The 17761-nt window shown below is 51.9% G+C and carries 15 protein-coding genes; 11 read left to right on the top strand and 4 right to left on the bottom strand.

The features are described from left to right. The first annotated feature begins 12 nt into the window (after positions 1–12). Positions 13–1191, top strand: a complete 1179-nt coding sequence (locus X474_RS12505; protein WP_044349334.1) for an acyl-CoA dehydrogenase family protein — start codon at positions 13–15, stop codon at positions 1189–1191. A gap of 82 nt (positions 1192–1273) precedes the next feature. Here the strand turns inward: X474_RS12505 and X474_RS12500 are convergent, their stop codons facing one another. Genes X474_RS12500 through X474_RS12485 form a run of 4 tightly spaced genes read right to left on the bottom strand, consistent with a single transcriptional unit; the run spans position 1274 to position 3986 of the window. Then, entirely contained in the window at positions 1274–1819 is a 546-nt protein-coding gene (locus tag X474_RS12500; protein WP_044349332.1) for a 2-oxoacid:acceptor oxidoreductase family protein, read from the bottom strand. Then, positions 1809–2018 carry a 4Fe-4S binding protein gene (locus X474_RS12495; protein ID WP_044349331.1) on the bottom strand — a complete coding sequence of 70 codons (210 nt, stop codon included), beginning with the start codon at positions 2016–2018 and terminating at the stop codon, positions 1809–1811. Before X474_RS12495 ends, X474_RS12500 begins: the two co-directional genes overlap by 11 nt. Next, entirely contained in the window at positions 2015–2842 is an 828-nt protein-coding gene (locus tag X474_RS12490) for a thiamine pyrophosphate-dependent enzyme (protein ID WP_044349330.1), read from the bottom strand. Before X474_RS12490 ends, X474_RS12495 begins: the two co-directional genes overlap by 4 nt. 1 nt (position 2843) lies before the next feature. Continuing rightward, complete coding sequence (locus tag X474_RS12485) at positions 2844–3986, bottom strand: 2-oxoacid:acceptor oxidoreductase subunit alpha (protein ID WP_044349328.1); 1143 nt, start codon at positions 3984–3986, stop codon at positions 2844–2846. 521 nt (positions 3987–4507) lie between these two features. On the opposite strand from X474_RS12485, the gene X474_RS12480 reads away from it, so the two are divergent. The 10 genes from X474_RS12480 to X474_RS12435 form a co-directional block, all read left to right on the top strand. Next, on the top strand, positions 4508–6256 hold the full coding sequence (locus X474_RS12480; RefSeq protein WP_044349327.1) for an ABC transporter substrate-binding protein: 1749 nt from the start codon (positions 4508–4510) through the stop codon (positions 6254–6256). Between the two features lie 196 nt (positions 6257–6452). Then, positions 6453–7424 (top strand): ABC transporter permease, encoded by a 972-nt coding sequence (locus tag X474_RS12475; protein WP_044349486.1) that lies wholly within the window; start codon positions 6453–6455, stop codon positions 7422–7424. An 11-nt stretch (positions 7425–7435) separates the two neighbouring features. After that, positions 7436–8383: an ABC transporter permease gene (locus X474_RS12470; RefSeq protein ID WP_197282082.1), complete on the top strand. Its 948-nt coding sequence runs from the start codon at positions 7436–7438 to the stop codon at positions 8381–8383. 1 nt (position 8384) lies between these two features. Next, entirely contained in the window at positions 8385–9353 is a 969-nt protein-coding gene (locus X474_RS12465; RefSeq protein WP_044349326.1) for an ABC transporter ATP-binding protein, read from the top strand. Positions 9354–9369: 16 nt separating this feature from the next. Next, a complete protein-coding gene (locus X474_RS12460; protein ID WP_044349325.1) occupies positions 9370–10359 on the top strand; it encodes an ABC transporter ATP-binding protein in 990 nt (329 codons plus the stop codon). 168 nt (positions 10360–10527) lie between these two features. Beyond that, positions 10528–13761 carry an Npt1/Npt2 family nucleotide transporter gene (locus X474_RS12455; protein ID WP_044349323.1) on the top strand — a complete coding sequence of 1078 codons (3234 nt, stop codon included), beginning with the start codon at positions 10528–10530 and terminating at the stop codon, positions 13759–13761. A gap of 612 nt (positions 13762–14373) precedes the next feature. Then, positions 14374–14991: a GntR family transcriptional regulator gene (locus tag X474_RS12450; protein WP_044349321.1), complete on the top strand. Its 618-nt coding sequence runs from the start codon at positions 14374–14376 to the stop codon at positions 14989–14991. Between the two features lie 105 nt (positions 14992–15096). Then, positions 15097–16086 carry a uroporphyrinogen decarboxylase family protein gene (locus X474_RS12445; RefSeq protein WP_197282081.1) on the top strand — a complete coding sequence of 330 codons (990 nt, stop codon included), beginning with the start codon at positions 15097–15099 and terminating at the stop codon, positions 16084–16086. Positions 16087–16247: 161 nt separating this feature from the next. Beyond that, entirely contained in the window at positions 16248–17243 is a 996-nt protein-coding gene (locus X474_RS12440) for a TRAP transporter substrate-binding protein (RefSeq protein ID WP_044349482.1), read from the top strand. A gap of 109 nt (positions 17244–17352) precedes the next feature. Beyond that, the coding region (locus X474_RS12435) for an IS256 family transposase (protein ID WP_044349319.1) at positions 17353–17761 on the top strand (409 nt) is incomplete at its 3' end.

Genomic DNA, 17761 nt, shown 5'->3' with positions numbered 1-17761 from the left:
GGAGCATGAAGTTTGGATTTTGAATTCACGGAAGAACAGGAAAAAATCATTGCCCTGGTGGATGAACTCGGTAAAAAGGAATTCGCGCCCAAGGCGGCCCGTTGGGACGCCAATCATGAATATCCTTGGGAAAACGTATCGCGCCTGAGGGAGCTGGGTCTTTTGGGCATGACCATTCCCCACAAATACGGGGGTCCGGAAAGGCCGCTTTTGGATGCCATAGTGGCCATTGAGACCGCTGCCAAATACTGCGGGGTAACCGGGCGCATCCTGGTTGAATCCAATATGGGGGCCTTGGGCTGCATCATGGCCTATGGCACGGAAGAGCAAAGAAAAATCACAGCCAAGCGCATTTTGAAGCAAGGCGATAAACCCGCTATCGGCATGACCGAGCCCCAGGCCGGCACCAATCTGACGGAACTGAAAACCCGTGCAGAAAAGACCAAAGACGGCTATATGATAAACGGGCGCAAGCATTGGATAACCGGTGGAGGCATCTCCATAACCAACCTGATTTTCGTTCGTTTTTTCGATGAAAGCGGTGCGGAAAAGGGCATCGGCGGAATAATGGTGGATAAAGGGCATCCGGGATTCAGCTTTGGCCGGGTGGAAGATGCCATGGGTCTCAGGGGCATCCCCGAGACAGAGCTTATCTTTGAAGATTGCCTGGTTCCCTTTGAAAATGTAGTGGTGATGCCGGACCCGGAGCTAAAGCCCAATTACTCTGGCTTTAAAAAGCTCATGTACGGCTACAACGGACAACGCACCGGAGCCAGCGCAGTGGCCCTGGGGCTGGCCCAGGGAGCCCATGACTTGGCAGTCGATTACATGAAAAAAAGGGAGACCTTTGGCAAAGCCATCTCCCAATACCAGGGTCTGCAATGGATCATGGCCGAAGGCCAGACCAAACTGGATGCGGCCCGGCTTTTGATCTACCGCTCAGCCTGTACAGCCAGGTATTTGCCGAACAATGTCATGATGCCCGAGATAAAGGAATCCTCCATGGCCAAGGCCTTTACCGGCCATGCGGCCTTTGAGGCGGTGAGTGAATCTTTACAGATGTTCGGCGCGGCTGGTTATTCCAGGGATTTGCCTTTGGAGCGCATGCTCAGGGATGTAAGGATGTTTCAGATAGGCGGCGGCACCACCCAGGCCCAACTCACCCAGGTGGCCCGCTCCATATTCAGATAAATCCTCACCCTGCCGGATTTAAAAACCCTTGTCCGACCTATGAAGTTGGTAAGGGTTTCTCAGGGAAAGCGGCCTATTTATCTCAAGCAGCCAAGCCTTTGGCCAGCTCATAGCCCAGGTCAAGAGCCATTTGGTTTTTGGCCAGGGTCTGGGGAGGAACGTTTCCTTTTAGCGCCTTTTTCAGGGAATCGAGGCTCACCATGGAGGTAAGGGCGCAAAAACCGCCGAGCATAATGATGTTGGCAAAAAGCGCCTTGCCCAATTTAGTCTCCGCTTCTCTTGTAGCCGGTATGGGGTGGGCTTTTTTTACCAGAGGCGGCAGGTTGGTCACCAGGGTGGAGTCATAGACAACAAGGGTCTTGTCCGGGTCAATATCCTTGCCGTACATATCCATGGCTGGCTGGGACATCACACTAAGTACATCTATGCAAAGGGGCTTGATATAGTCTATGGCCTTCTCCGAAAGAACCACCTGGCTGCGGCAGGCCCCTCCCCTGGCCTCAGGGCCATAGGATTGGGTCTGAGCCACCTCCCTGCCTTCATACAGCCCCGCTCCAATGGTTAGCAGAATCGCCGCTTTGATCACACCCTGACCGCCGAATCCGGCGAACATCACCTCATGACGCATGGTCTTTCTCCACATAAAGCGCCATATCAGGGCAGACGCTTTCACATAAAAGACAATGATTACAGGCCTCGGGGCACTCGGCAAAGGGCAGGAGATAGCCCTTTTGATTACGTTCATCCGAGAGCTTCAGCACCCCTTCAGGGCACACGCCGATGCAAAGCCCGCATCCCTTACAGAAATCCTTATCTATACTGATCATGCCCGCGGCTCCTTTGAGGCCCTTTGCATAAGGTCGTACTGGGTGCGGCTGAATTCCGGCAAACCGTTTCTCTCAAGCAACTTGCCGACTGTAAACCTGCCTTTTAGCTCCTCGGGGCTTTTTTGATCGGCCTTTTTGACTGGAATAGCTTTTTTCTTAAGCATTTGCATGAGTTCCAGCGCATCAGAGGTTCCGTGCATGTATCGCCCGGCCTGGGTTGGGCATTGCACCATGACCTCCACAAAGGAAAACCCCTGGTGGACCATGGCCTGTTTAAGGGATTTCTTGAGCCCCAGGGGATGGGCGCTGGTCCAGCGGGCAATGAATGAGGCCCCAAAGGAACGGGCCAGTTCACAGGCGTCAAAGGCCGGTTCCGGGTTGCCGTGGGGCGAGGTCTGGGTTATGGCCCCATAGGGAGTTGAAGGAGCGGTCTGACCTCCGGTCATGCCATAGATATTGTTGTTCATCATAACAACCGTGAGGTCTAGGTTGCGCCTGGCCGCATGCATGAAATGGTTGCCCCCAATGGCCAGGCAATCCCCGTCTCCGGTGAAAACCACCACTTTGCGATCCGGCCGGGCCAATTTAAGGCCCGTGGCCATGGCCAGGGCTCGTCCATGCAGGGTGTGCAGCACATCGGACTTTATAAAAACAGGGGTCCAGCCCGAACAGCCGATGCCGCCCACCAGGGCCAGCTCATCGCCTATAGCAAGTTCATCGATTGCCCGCACAAAGGCGTTAAGCACGGTTCCGTGACCGCACCCCGGGCAGTAAATGGTCGGAAGCGCGCTTTTGCGTAAGTATTTTTCAGCCAAGGGGTGCATATCAAAAACCTTTCCGTAAAGGTTTACTTAAGGCGTTCATCAGCTCATCAGGGGTGTGCAGATCCCCGCCAAGTTTGGGCAGGGAAATAACCCGCCCAGACTCCGGCAGCACCCTTCTCACCTCCCGGCACAGCTTGCCTATATTCATCTCAGGCACCAACACCCTTTTCACGCCCCTTAAAAGTTGTCTCAACTTTTCATCGGGAAAAGGCCACAGGGTTCTCAACTTCAAGCATCCCGCCTTAAGGCCCTGTTCCCTGGCCAGACTCACTGTATGTAAAGCGGAGCGGGCCACCGGGCCAAAGCACACAAAGACTTCATCGGCGTCATCTAAAGAGCGTTCTTCAATATCCGTAAGTTCTTGGGTGTGGTCGATTATCTTGTTACACAACCTTTCAACCAACCTGGCCGAGGCTTTGATATCCCCGCCCTTTCTGTTGCCAGTCTCGTCATGAAGCTGCCCGTCCACCAAAATGTCGTATCCCCGCCCCAGGCCGGGCATGCCGTCCAAAAGTCCGTCCGGGCCCGGCTTGTACATCTGATAGTCGGCCGGAGGCGTCTTGGGAGGCTTTCGCTGCACCGTTTCCAAATTTTCCGGAATTTTAAGTTTTTCCCTGGTGTGACCCACAATCTCGTCTGAAAGCAGAATCACCGGCGTGCGAAATCGCTCTGCAAGGTGAAAGGCTTTGTAAGTCAGATCAAAGGCCTCTTGCACCGAAGAAGGGCATAACACGATCACCTCATAATCGCCATGGCTGCCGTACTTGGCCTGATAAATATCCTGCTGAGCGGAAATGGTGGGCTGCCCTGTGGAGGGGCCACCCCTTTGAACATCAATAATTACGCAGGGGGTTTCAGTCTCGGCCGCATAGCCTATCCCCTCCTGCATCAGGGAAAAACCGGGCCCGCTGGTTGCGGTCAAGGATAATCTGCCCCCCCACGAGGCCCCTATAACTGCGCTGATAGAGGCGATCTCGTCTTCCATCTGTACAAAAACCCCTTGTCTTCCGGGCAGATCACGAGACATCAACTCCGCTATCTCCGAGGCCGGGGTAATGGGATAACCGGCAAAAAAGCCGCAACCGGCGGCCAAGGCTCCCAGAACACAGGCCTCATTGCCCTGTACGATAAGGCTGTCGGCCATAATTATTACGCCTCCCTGGAATGGGTATTTTATGATTTATTTATTTCACTTTTTGCATTGAATATTTCATAGCAGGCTAAAACAATACTGTCAAGCTCGTGCTTTATGTCCTTTACTTTTAAAAAAGATTCTCAGTAAGATTTAGAGAACCCGGTTCCAGGCGCTGAGGAATCAAGTAATTAGCTGTAACGTGTTTAAAAATATGTCGATGATATGCTTTACCGGAGTATCATTGCAGAATAATCCAAAAACAATTATCAAGTTTCTTAACCTTTGTTTTGCTATGTAAAATTTTGAGATTCAGATTTCAACACACAGGACCCGGGCAATTTCTGACGTAATATATGGGAAAAGACATCAATAATATACTTTACTCAAACAGCGCCACCGGAAAAACAAAAAAACAAATATCTTTATTTGTCACCTTTATTTTGGTGTGGTACTTAATTTTAAATACAGGCTGGATTCACGGCCTGATTGTCCTTAAAAAGTCCCTTTAAAGGTTGTCATCGGGAGAAAAGATGCTCATCCCCCATGCTAAAGGCCTTATCGGACGGGCCGGACTGATCATTACGACCGTTTTTGCCCTTTTTCTTCTGCTCATACCACAAGGGGTGCAGGCTAAGGACAAAAATGCCTGGGATCACAACCTGTTAAAGGTGGGGGTATTAGAAGAGCCCAAAACCTTGAACCCATGGCTGGCCAGCGACATCTGGTCCAACAACGTACTGAAACTGATCTACCAGCCCCTTTACACCCATGAACCCCAAAACCTGGACCTGATCCCCTGGCTGGCCGAATCCATGCCGGTTTATGATAAGGCCAACTGCACCTACCTGGTAAAACTAAAACCATGCAACTGGTCGGACGGCAGCCCCTTCACTGCCCATGATGTGGTTTTCACCGCCCAGCTAATAAAGAAATTCAAAATTCCACGTTTTTATTCCAAGTGGAAATTTGTAACCAAAATTGAAGCGCTGGACGATCATACCGTGCGTTTCACCCTCAAAGAACCCAAGGCCATGTTCCTTTCCAGAACCATGACCACTCCCATAATGGCTAAAAAACAATGGCAGCCCGTGGCTGAAAAAGCCCTTAAGACCAAAAAGCCCCTTGCCAGCCTGTTACAGGCCGAAGTGAAGATACCCTTGGGCGCAGGCCCCTTTAAGCTGAAGGAATGGCGCGAGGGTGTTTATATTTATCTTGTTAATAATGAACAGTTTTTCGGCCGCGGTAAGAAAATAGCAGGCCGCAAGCTCGGGCCATATATCAAGGGGCTTCTATTCAAGGTATACGGAATCAGCGACGCCGCCATCTTAGCCCTGCGCAAAGGCGCGGTGGATATGTACTGGAACGGCATCCAGCCCGGCTATCTCAAGGAAATCGAGAAAGATCCCTCCCTTGAATTTTTTATCAGTAAAAAAAGCGCACTTTATTTTTTCGGGTTCAACCTGCGTAAAAAACCCTTTAGCGACCTGGCCTTCAGAAAGGCCATTGCCTATTTGATCGACAAGGAATTTATCATCCACCGCATTCTGCAGAACTACGGCATGCCGCTCAGCTCCGTAATTCCGCCGGGCAACCTGTTCTATTACTGCCCCCGGGGACCGGTCTACGGTCAAGGCCTCAGCAGGGAAGAACGTCTGAAAAAGGCCTGTGAAATACTCACCAAGGCGGGTTATTCCTGGAATGTCTGTCCTGTGGACGGCCAAGGCAACATTGTGGAAGGCAGTACACTTCTGAATAAGGACGGGACTCCAATCAAGGAGTTCACCATCCTCACACCCCCGGCCGACTACGATCCCAACCGGGCCATGAGCGGAATGATGATCCAGCAATGGTTAAGGCAGGCCGGTCTGCCGGTGGTGGCCAGACCCATGGCCTTTTCCGCCCTTATTCAACAGGTTAAATGGCGGCACGACTTTGACTGTTTTGTTTTGGGTTACGGCAGGCTCAGCCTTGACCCCTCTTATCTGAGAAGCTTTTTCCACTCCAGCATGGACCGAAAACGAGGCTGGAACATGAGTGGATTCAGAGACAAGCAATACGACAAGCTGGCCATCGCCGCCAACAGCGCCATGGACAAAAAAGAACGCAGGGAGTTGGTCTGCCGCCTGCAAGAAATTCTAATGATCCAGGTGCCTTATATTCCTTTGTATAATCCGCTTTTGGTGGAAGGGGTGCGAACCGACCACTTTAAAGGTTGGGTCTCCACCACAGGCGGCATCGGCAATATTTGGTCCATGTGCGAGGTCAGGCCGGTCGACTAGAAAACGAACCGGCAAAGGCCTTTGGAAAAAAGAGCCCCAAAACCGGGTAAGCTAAAAAGTTTATGTGGGTTTGAAAAGTTACCGAAGTCTGATTTTTCAAAAATTAAATCGCGGTTTTTCCGACCACAGATGTCGGGGTTTTTGCATCCTGCCCGCCGGGCGGAAAGAAACCCGGGATCAAAAAGATGGATGGGACATGAAAAGATACATTGTGCAAAGATTCGTTCAGATCGTGATAATTCTTTTCGTGATCCTGACGGTTCTTTTTGTTCTCTTCCGCCTGGCGCCCGGTGACCCTATTTCCCGCATGGTGGACCCGAACATGACTCCTGAAGACGCGGCCCTGCTCATATCCCAACTGGGACTGGATGAGCCGCTTTTCACCCAGTACATCCACTATCTTAAAAACTTCTTCACCGGCAACCTGGGGCATTCGTTTCACTATGGCGAGCCGGTGATGCGGGTTATCGGCCAAAGGCTGCCGAACACTATTTTGCTTTTCACCACCTCGGTGATCCTCTCCGCCCTGGTGGGGATCTCCTGGGGCAAGATCGCCAGTTGGCACAAGGGCAAAAAAACCGATATCACCCTTACCATCATAAGCCTTTTCACCCACACCCTCTTTCTGCCCTGGCTGGCCCTTCTGATGATCTGGTTCTTTGGCTTTAAGCTCAGCTGGTTCCCTATAAACGGCATGATTTCCCCGGAGATATGGATCAACCCCGACTCGGGATTCTTCCAAAAGGGCCTGGATGTGCTGCACCACATGGCCCTGCCCCTGTTTACCCTCTTTATAATGCATTTCGGCAGCTACCTTCTGGTGATGCGCAGCTCCATGCTCGACACCCTGAAGGAAGACTACATCATAACCGCCCGGGCCAAGGGGCTGACTGAAAAGAAAATCAGAAACCACCATGCCGCGCCGAACGCCTATTTGCCGGTGGTCACCAGTGTAGGCTTGAGCCTCGCGTTTTCCATTAACGGCGGAGCCCTCACGGAAACGGTCTTCAGTTGGCCGGGCATAGGCAGGGAGTTGGTCTTTGCGGTGAGTCACAACGACTATCCACTTGCCCAGGCTTCATTTCTGCTCATAGCCACGGTGGTTTTGTTCTCCAACCTGGTGGTCGATGTGCTTTATGCCTATCTTGACCCCAGGATCAGATACTAAAGGTCCAAGACATGGAAAAGGTCGTGCAAATGCCAGGCAGCCAAAGCAACCTGAACTCATCTCCGGCCAAGGCGGACCAGTGGGCCAGGCTTAGGGAAAATTGGCGGATATTCAGAAAAAACCTCTTGGGAAGAATAGGCCTGACCCTGCTCGCCATGTTCTTTTTAATGGCTTTGTTCAGTTATGTCCCGCCGATGATAGACCCCATGTACAACCCCATGACCGGGGTGGACCCCAATGTGGTCTTTGCCCAGGGCCCCAGCCTGACCCATCCTTTGGGCACGGATTTCATGGGCAGGGACATTTTAAGCCAGCTTCTGGCCGGAGCCCGGGTTGCCTTTATGGTGGGCATCTCGGCGGCCTTTATGAGCGTATTTTTGGGGGTGAGCATCGGCATGGTGGCGGGATACATGGGCCGCTTTGCAGACACCTTCTTGATGCGCGCAGCGGATATGATCATGGTCATGCCCACCCTTTTGGTGGTGCTCATGCTTTCCAGCCTGTTTGGCCAACTTAACATCTGGACCATCGTGCTTATGATCGCCCTTTTCCGCTGGCCGGGAGTAAGCCGGGTGATAAGGGCCCAGACCTTGAGCCTTAAGCAAAGGCCCTTTATCGATGCGGCCAAGGTGGCGGGGGCCGGGCATTTACGCATCATCTTCCGGCATATCATGCCCAACGTGCTGCCTCTGGCCTTTTTGTATATGACCTTCAGGGTCACCTCGGCCATTGTGATAGAAGCGGCCTTGGCCTTTTTGGGATTCGGAGATCCGGGCACGGTGAGCTGGGGCATGATGCTGCAATGGGTCTGGAAAACAGGCCACATGTTCCAGGCCCCCTGGTGGCTGTTACCGCCCGGCATCTGCATCTCCCTGATCACCCTTTCCTTTTACATGCTCGGCAGGGCCATGGAGGAAATCCTGGATCCCAGGCTCCGGGAAGAGACGGCGGCAGGCTGATATGAACCTGATTGAAGTTAAAGACCTGAGCATTGGCTATAAAACCTCGTCCGGTCTGCTCAAGGCGGTGGAAGGGGTGAATTTTTCCCTGAAGGCGGGAGAAACCCTGGGCCTGGTGGGTGAATCCGGTTGCGGCAAGACGACCATAGGCATGGGCCTCATGGGCCTCTTGCCGCCGAACGGAAGCATAACCGGCGGTTCAATCCTCTTGGAGGGCGCGGATTTGGCCCAAATGCCCAAGGAAAAACTCAGGGAACTGCGCTGGAAAGAAATGGCTATGATCTTTCAGGCCGCCATGAACGCCCTTAACCCGGTGCATCGGGTGGGAGACCAGATCATAGAAGCCATAACCACCCATGAACCAAAGGTGGGCAAGGAGGAAGCCTTGGCCAGGGTGAAAGCCCTTTTCGATCTGGTGGGCATGGATAGAAGCAGAATCAACGACTATCCCCACCAATACTCCGGAGGCATGAAGCAAAGGGCCATAATCGCCATGGCTCTGGCCCTGCGCCCCAAGCTGATCATTGCCGATGAGCCCAGCACGGCCCTGGACGTGATCGTGCAGGATCAGATCTTGAAGCAGATAAAGAAGCTGCAGACCGATTTCAACATGGGCATGATCTTCATCTCCCATGACATATCCATTGTGGCGGAGATATCAGACCATATCGGCATCATGTATGCCGGTCAACTGGTGGAAAAAGGCCGGGTGGACCAGGTGTTCAGACATCCGGGCCACCCTTACACCAAGGCTCTTCTGGCCTCCTTCCCCCGCTTGGACGGGGAAATCAGCCGCTTAATGCCCATCAGCGGAGAACCGCCCAACCTGGTGGGACGGATTCCGGGCTGCCGTTTTTGCAGCCGTTGTCCCAAGCCGGAGGCCAGTTGTTCCTTGTCCCCGCCGGACTGGTTTGAAATGGAAAAGGGGCACCACGTGCTTTGTGACAATTGTCAACCCATCCTTAATTGAGAGGTTTTTTTAGACCATGCCCCCTGAAAGCCAGACAATAGTAAAGCTTTTAAATGCCAGCAAAATTTTTCGCACCAAAGGCGGAAAATACGGCAAGGGCAAAAGCGAGGTGGTGGCCTTAAACCAGGTGAACCTGAATCTTGATAAAGGCGAAATCTTTGGCCTGGTGGGTGAATCCGGCAGCGGGAAAACCACCTGCGGCAGGGTGATCGTGGGGCTGGAAGACCTGGACGCAGGCGACCTTTTTCTGGAAGGCCGCCAAGTAACCGGAGTTTCAGCCTCCGAGTTCAAGAAATACCGGCGCATGGTGCAGATGGTTTTTCAAGACCCCTACCAGTCCTTAAATCCCCAGATCTCCATACTGGACAGCGTGGCCGAACCTTTAGTCACTCATAAAATGGGCAATGCCCATGAAAGGGAAAACCTGGTTGTATCAATTTTGGACCAGGTGGGTCTTTCCCCGGCCAGGGACTTTGTCTATCGTTTTCCCCATCAGTTAAGCGGTGGTCAGCGCCAAAGGGTGGCCATCGCCAGGGCCATGATCCTGGGGCCCAATTGCCTGGTGGCGGATGAACCAACTTCAATGCTGGATGCCTCATATTCCGCCCAGATCTTTGAAATCCTCCTAACTATGCGAAAACAATATCAGACTGCTATTTTATTCATTACACACTCTCTGGCTGCGGCCCGTTATCTCTGCGATCGCATAGCGGTAATTTATAAAGGCAATATAGTGGAACAGGGGCCCTGCAGGGAGGTTATTGAAAATCCATGCCACCCCTACACAATGGCCCTTTTGGACGCCACGCCCAAATTCGGAACGGCTTCGGACAAGTACCGGCACAACACCCTTTTGGAAAAATCCGTGGCCCAGCCTCCTGAAGGCTGCGTATTTTTCAGCAGGTGCGTCCGCTCCGTGACGGGCAAATGCGACAAAGCCGCCCCTGAGTGGCGTCAGGTCAGGGAAGGCCATTATACGGCCTGTTATTTGGCATCCACCCAATAACCTGCGCAAGGTATTTAGTGTTTTTATACCTGGCTCAAATTGATTTAAGCTATAGTCACCAGCCGTAAGAAGGCAACGATAACAGCTCGCCGGCAGGCAAAGCCCAGCTCTTTACTGAGCAGTCTGCGATAAAGTCCAAATGGATATAATCGGCTATTTGGAGTATTAATGAATTCTTTTCTAAACAAATGGCTCAAAATCCAAAAACAGGAGATCGCTGTTTTCCTCTGGACAGCGGGCCTTTTGTTCCTGATCCGCACATCGAACATACTCCTCAACAACTTTGCCGAAACCACTTTTCTGAAACGCTTTGGCGTGGAGTACCTGCCCGTAGTCTATGCGGCCAACTCCATCGTGACCTTTGTCATAATGGGCATGATCGCAGGTGTAATGCGCAAAATGCCGAGCGCACGGCTCTTGGGCTATCTGCTTATATTCTGCGGCGTATCGGTATTCGGCCTGCGCTTTGTGGTGGGGACCGGCCTGGATTTTGTTTACCCGGTCCTGTTTCTGCTCAAATCCCAATATGAGGCCCTTTTAGGGCTGATTTTCTGGTCTTTGGCCAATGACCTTTTCAACACCCGCCAGTCCAAGCGTCTTTTTCCGCTGATCACCGCAGGCGGTGTTTTGGGCGGAATAATCGGCAGCTTTGGCACCCCGGCCCTGGCAGACCTCATAAACTTAAACAACCTGATGGTCGCCTATCTGGTGAGCACCTGCATGGCCGCGACCATTGTCTGGCGCATGAACACAGTCTTTCCCACCCTGGCCTTGCCGGAGAGGACCGCGAGAAAGGCCAAGAAAAAGACCAGCTTCAAGCAGGAGATAAAAAAAATCCTGCCCATGGCCAAGAAGTCGACTCTCTTGAAGATCCTGATATTGCTTACGCTCCTGCCCAATATCATGATCCCCATCCTGAACTACCAATTTAACTACGCAGTTAACGAAGCCTTTACCACGGAAGGCGGAATGCTGAACTTCTTTGGTTACTTCAGGGGTGTGCTGAATATTATCAGCCTGGTGATTCTGCTTTTTGTGGGCAAAATTTACTCCAGATGGGGCCTTCCGGTGGCGCTCATGTTCCACCCGGCCAACTATGTGCTCGCCTTCTTATCCTTCTTGCTGAATTTTGGAGTGGGTTCGGCCATATACGCGCGCATCTCCACCCAGGTGCTCAAGGTGACCATAAATAACCCGGCCAGGGCGATTTTACTGGGGCTATTCCCCTCGGAGCTGCAGCCATTGGTGCGCCCATTTTTACGGGGCACGGTGGTCAGGGTCGGCATCTTGACCGGCAGCGGTATTATTCTGCTTGCTGAAGGAATTCTTCATCCCAAATATCTTTCCATAGCCGGCATAATTTGCGGTGCAGGCTGGGTAATGACCTCGATATGGCTTAAGAAGGTCTATTCCAATGTTCTGTTGGGCCTGGTCTCGGACAAGGTGGTGGATCTCAAGTCACTGGAAGCCGATGACGTAGGCCAGTTGTTCAAGGACAAGGGGGCTCAGGTTTCCCTGGCCTCTGCCTGCCGCAGAGCCACCGGGAAAACCTGTGTATGGTATGCGCGCATGATGAAGGAGCAGGGGGTGGAAGATCTGAACCAGACCCTGCTTGAAATTATTCCCCAGAAAAACGGGACCACTCAAATAGGCCTATTGGAGTTGCTGACCCGGGAAGCCGATGACCAAGCCATTAGCGTGTTTGATAGGCTTTATGATCCGGACAAACCCACTCTAAACGCCGCCTTGGCCCGAACTGCCTCACGCATGCCGCTTTCAGTAAGCGGCGACTTCCTTAAAAAACTATATTCCGAGTCAGATGACGTTTGGGTCAAGGCCCAGGCCATGCACGGCCTATACGCCAATGATCCGGATTCTTACAGACCCATGATCAACAAATGGCTGGCTTCTGAAGAATGCATGGAAAAATGCGCCGGAGCCCTGGCCGCGGGAGAATCCGGAGACAAATCATATCTATATAAATTGGGAGAAATGCTGAAACAAGAAAAGGACCAGGAGGTGACAAGCTACATCTTCATGGCCTTGAACCGTCTTGAGGCTCCCAACTTGCAGGAATTGATCCGCACCGGGCTGGAGACCGAGCCCCAAACAGTCCCGCTGGAGGTTTTGGACGACTACACTCTTTCGGATGATCAATCCGTGCGCACCATGGTAAATCTTCTGGGCGGTGAATCGGAAGAGTTGCGCAGCCTGGCCCAACGCAAACTGAAAGACGCCCCCACCCAGCATGTGGGCATACTTATAGAGTCCCTCACCCTGCCGAACCGGGGCATCAGAAGCGCACTTTTCTCCCTTTTGGAGAACATGCAGGTCAGCGACCTGGATATCATGGCCTATGCCAGGGAAAACTTAAACCGCGCCTATTTCAATCTGGTGTATGCCCAGGCCTTGGCAAAAATAGCGAAAAACCCCATGATCAGTCTTTTACAAGACCACCTTCTGGCCAAAAAAACAGCCAGGGTGGAGAATATCCTCAGGGTTCTGGCCACTCAGGAAGAAGACTCCTCCCAGATGCGCATAATAATGAGGGGATTGAGTTCGGCCAATGCCAAGCTGCGCTCCAATGCGGTGGAGGCCCTGGAATCAATGGTGGGATCCTATCTTTCCACGGCCATGTTGCCGCTTTTGGAAGATCACAATGTAAATGAATGCATCGAAGTTGCCAAAAGACAATTTAAAATAGCCATGCCGCGTACAGGCGATGGCCAAGTTTTTAACAAACTGCTGGAACAAAATGACTGGCTCATCCAGTACCTGATTTTATGCGTCATTGCACAAGACCGGGAAATTTCCGCCTTTGGCTTCCAAGATAAGATAAAGGAACTGGCCGATTCGGATAACCCCAGGGTAAGGGAAATGGCCACACGACTATTGGATGCCGGGTATAAGGAATTGCCCCTAAAGGAGAAGGACATGTCGCAGCCCATAACCCTTTCAGACAAAATACTTCTGCTCAAAGGCATGGATATTTTCAGCGGCCTCACCATTCAGGAGCTCTCAGCCATTGCCAGTATTACCGAGGAAGAACGGGTCAAGGCAGGTCAGAATATAGTAGTGGAGGGAGAAGAAGGCGAAACCATGTTCTTGATCATCTCCGGCAAGGTGGCAGTCAAAAAACAGGCTGACGACGGCAGGCAGGTGGAGATAGACACTGCCATGGCCGGGGAATACTTTGGCGAAATGGCCCTTTTCGAGGACCAGTTGCGTTCAGCCACTGTCACGGCCCAGGAGGACACGGGCCTTCTGGTTCTGCACAAAAGAGAGTTCTCTGAAACAGTGCGAGAATTTCCCCAGGTGGCCCTTCAGATCTGCAAGGAACTCAGCCGCCGCATCCGCAATCTGCATGGAACCATCAAACGGCTGGAGGCCTGCAGCCAATAGTTATTCCGAGCAGGACTTGGTGGAATGGGCCCTGATCAATAAAAAGACTTATTCTTAAGAATGCAAAATTTTTCCGGGTTGATTTTTATCAGCCCGGTTTTTTTGTAGGCGTCCACTCTATCCCCTGTCTGTTAGTTTCACTAAATAGTTTTATTTGATAGAATTGGCTCTTATCAAATCAAACAAAATTCAGAAACCACTTCGTCTGCACCCAATAGTTTTTTGGGAGGGGGTGATCGCCTGCGGTTTTTTTCTCAATATTAATTCCTGGTTTTCTGTAACAATTGCCCAACAGAGCCAGGTGTTGAATAAATAATCCAACTTAAAAGGTGAAAGAAAACTTCAGATAAATATAATCATTCCCATGGGTTTATTTAATTTTAACCTATGGAAATGACTTAATATTTTTTAAGATTGAAATTTTTATCATTTTTTTACAAATCTTATGCGGCGAGTCTCTTGACAAAACGACGCAATGGATGCATTGTAAATTCATTCTGAATTAAGCAAGTGCACATTTTCTGCATTTGCGAATTAATTTAATCGTTATTCAGAATTTATCAGATGCGGTATGTCAGTGAGACTTGCCAGGAGAACAAAGGTGGTTAAGCTATGAATCCAGTTGATATCTTCTCAGATATGCGTCACCAGATCATCTGGTTGGATCTAAAGCCTGAGAGCACCTTAAACCTGGTGGAGCTGGCTAAAAAATACGGGGTCAGCCGCACTCCGGTGGTGATAGCCCTGAATAAGCTGGAAGTAGAAGGCTGGGTGGTGCGTCACGGTTCTCATTTTGTGGTCAGCCCCCTGACCATTAACCGCATGCGGGAGATAACCGAGATCAGGGCTGTTATTGAACCCCAGGCCAATATCTGGGCCATGTACCGCATGAGTCCGGAGGGCAAAGAAAAACTCCAGGGGATAAAAGAAGAAATCTTGACCTTAGATGATGCGGTGGTCAACAAAGACATTGTCCGCATGGATTCCAAGTTTCACAATCTTCTCTATGCCGAGACCCACAACGAGCAACTTTACACCCAGCTGACCAATATGCTGCACCAATATTTAAGATTCTGGCTCACCCTGCCCGCGCAAATACAAAAAGACAAATTCTTCATTGAGCACTTTGAGATTATCAAGGCCATTGAAGAACAGGACGAGCTTCGTCTGCGCGCCGCGGGAACCGAACACATCAAGGTCTCCATGGACGAGATGACCGCAGCCAACTAAAAGGCCGTTTCATAAGCCTTTACAGCTGACAAGGTCCCGGGCCGAAAGCCTCGGGGCATTGCCGATAAAACTACAGATACCTTTTCAAAATCGGAGCAAGCAACAATGGAGAAAATGACCAAGGTCGAGCGAGTCAAGGCCGCGCTGAATAAAGAGGAAGTAGACCGCCTTCCCATGAGCGTGTGGCTCCATTATCCTCATCTGGACCAAGATCCCCGCAGCCTGGCTGAACATCAGGTGGCAGTGCAGAAAGAGTATGACTTTGACTTTATCAAGCTCATGCCCTTTGGCCTTTACACCACCCAGGACTTCGGCGCGAAAATCAAATTTTTCTGCCAGCCCAACGATCCCGCCATTATTGACGAGTTCGGCATCAAGGATATTTCCGACTGGGGCAAGATCGAGCCCTTGGGCGGCACCTACGGAACCTACGGCAAGCAGGTGCAGCTGGCTCAGCACGTTTACAACTTGGTGGGTGACGATGTGCCCTTTATCCAGACCATCTTCAGCCCCCTGACCACCGCCCGTAAATTAGGCGGCGACAGAATATTTGAGGATCTGAAGAAAGATCCCAAGCTTTTTCACCAGGCCCTCAAGGCGCTGACCGAAACCAGCGTCAACTTCATCAAGGCCAATATTGAAGCCGGCGTGAGCGGGTTCTTCTTTGCCACCCAGTGCTCCGCTACAGACCTTATGACCCCTGAAGACCATGCCGAGTTCGGTGAAAAATACGACCTCATGCTCTTTGACGCCTTTAAGGACGATACCTTCTTCAACGTCTGCCACATGCACGGCGAAAACGTCATGTTCGACACCTTGGCCAACTATCCGGCCAATTGCCTGAACTGGCATGACCGTTGGGTGCCCCCGAGCCTGGGCGAAGCCAGGAAACTCACCGACAAGTGCCTGTTGGGCGGCATTAACGAAAACGGCGTCTTGGCCAAGGCCTCTCCGGCCGAGGTCCAGGCCCATGTGGCCGAGGCAGTGGCCGACGCCAGCCGGACCGGCCTGATGATCGGACCCGGTTGCGTGGCGGCTCCCCTGACTCCGGAAATCAACTATTACGCAGCCAGAATGGCCGTGGAAAATAAGTAAGTTTAATGGCTTTTGTCCCTTAACCGGGGCAAAAGCCATTTTCTTATAAGGCTGACCACTTTTCCAAGGTGGTTGCAAAACCAAGGAAGTGGCCCTTGGGGAGATATCCCCGCATGGGTAAAGGGCTCTTTTGCATAAACCAAATTCCAAAGAGGAAAAAAATGAAAAGATCGACCCTAGTGATTATCGCCGCTGTGCTCGCTCTCAGTATGCTGGCGGCCCCGGCCATGGCCAAGACCTATAAAATGCGCTTGGCCACTGTGGTGAGCGCTCCTCACCCCTGGATCGATGCGGCCAAATTCATGGCCAAAACTTTGGCCGAGAAATCAAACGGCCAGATCAAACTTACGGTGCATGCCTCTTCCAGCCTGGGCAGCGACCAGACCACCATCGATGAAATGCGTATGGGCACCATCGACATGGTCGTCGGCGGCACCTCTCCGGCCGCGGTTTTTGTTCCTGAGTTCCAGCTTTTCAGCCTGCCCTACCTCTTCGCCGACTATGACAAATTCTACAAGGCCACCGACGTGAACAGCCCCGTGTTCAAGTACATTGCCAAGTCTTATCAGGACCGCAAGCTGAACCTGAAGCTTATGGCCCTGGGCGGCGGCGGCGTGCGCAACTGCTCCAACAACTTAAAGCCCATTGTCAAACCCGAAGACATGAGCGGCATGAAAATGAGGGTTCCCGGCAACCCCATCGTCAGCAAGATCTGGGCCGCCACCGGCGCACTGCCCAGCCCTCTTCCCTGGAAAGAAATCTACTCCGCCATGCAGACCGGCGTTGTGAACTGCTTTGAGAGTTCAATCAGCGGTTACTTTGGCAGCCGTTACTACGAAGTGGCCCCTTACCACAGCAAGACCCAGCACCAGTTCATGGTCTCCCATATCTCCATGAGCATGGTCTCCTACAAGAGGCTGCCCAAGGACCTCCAGAAGCTGGTGGAAGAAGTGGCCGCAGAGGCCGGCAAAATGATTACCGCCGGCGGCCGCAAGGCTGACACCGACAAGCTGAAGATCCTGGTGGAAAAACACGGCGTGAAGGTCAACGATGTTGACAAGGCTGCCTTTATCAAGCTGTTCGCTCCCCTGCAGGACGAACTGGCCAAGGAAGCCAAGCAGACCGCCCTTTTGCAGAAGGTCAGAGAAGTCAAGTAGAACCGACTGGTTTTTCCAAGCCAAAGGGCCGTTTATGGAGGAGTGTCAGGAATTTCGTGTATGGAGCCAATTGTGAGATAATCACCCCTTAATCGGAGGAGTACACACAATGGCTACCAAGGATGAGTTGCTCAAGGGCTATGAGAAGCCCGAAGACCTGTTGGGAGAAAACGGAATATTCCAAGAGCTGAAGAAGGCCCTGGTTGAGAAGGCGCTTGGAGCGGAGCTTACGCACCACCTGGGGTGCGAGAAAGGTAAGAAGCCGGAAGCCAAAAGCGGCAACACCCGAAACGGCCACGGCAAAAAGCGGGTGAAGTCAAGCGGTGGCGAAATAGAGTTGTCAGTCCCCCGCGACCGCGACGGCAGCTTCGAACCTCAGTTGATCAAAAAGGGCCAGCGCCATTTCGACGGCTTTGACGACAAGATCATTTCCTTGTATGCCCGAGGCATGACGGTCCGGGAAATCCAGTCACATCTCAAGGAGCTATACGCAGTCCAGGTTTCGCCCGACCTGATTT

The sequence above is a fragment of the Dethiosulfatarculus sandiegensis genome (assembly GCF_000931935.2).
Classification (GTDB): Bacteria; Desulfobacterota; Desulfarculia; order Desulfarculales; family Desulfarculaceae; genus Dethiosulfatarculus; species Dethiosulfatarculus sandiegensis.
The sequence above is the reverse complement of the archived record's forward strand: the minus strand, read 5'-3'. Positions and strand labels throughout refer to the sequence as shown.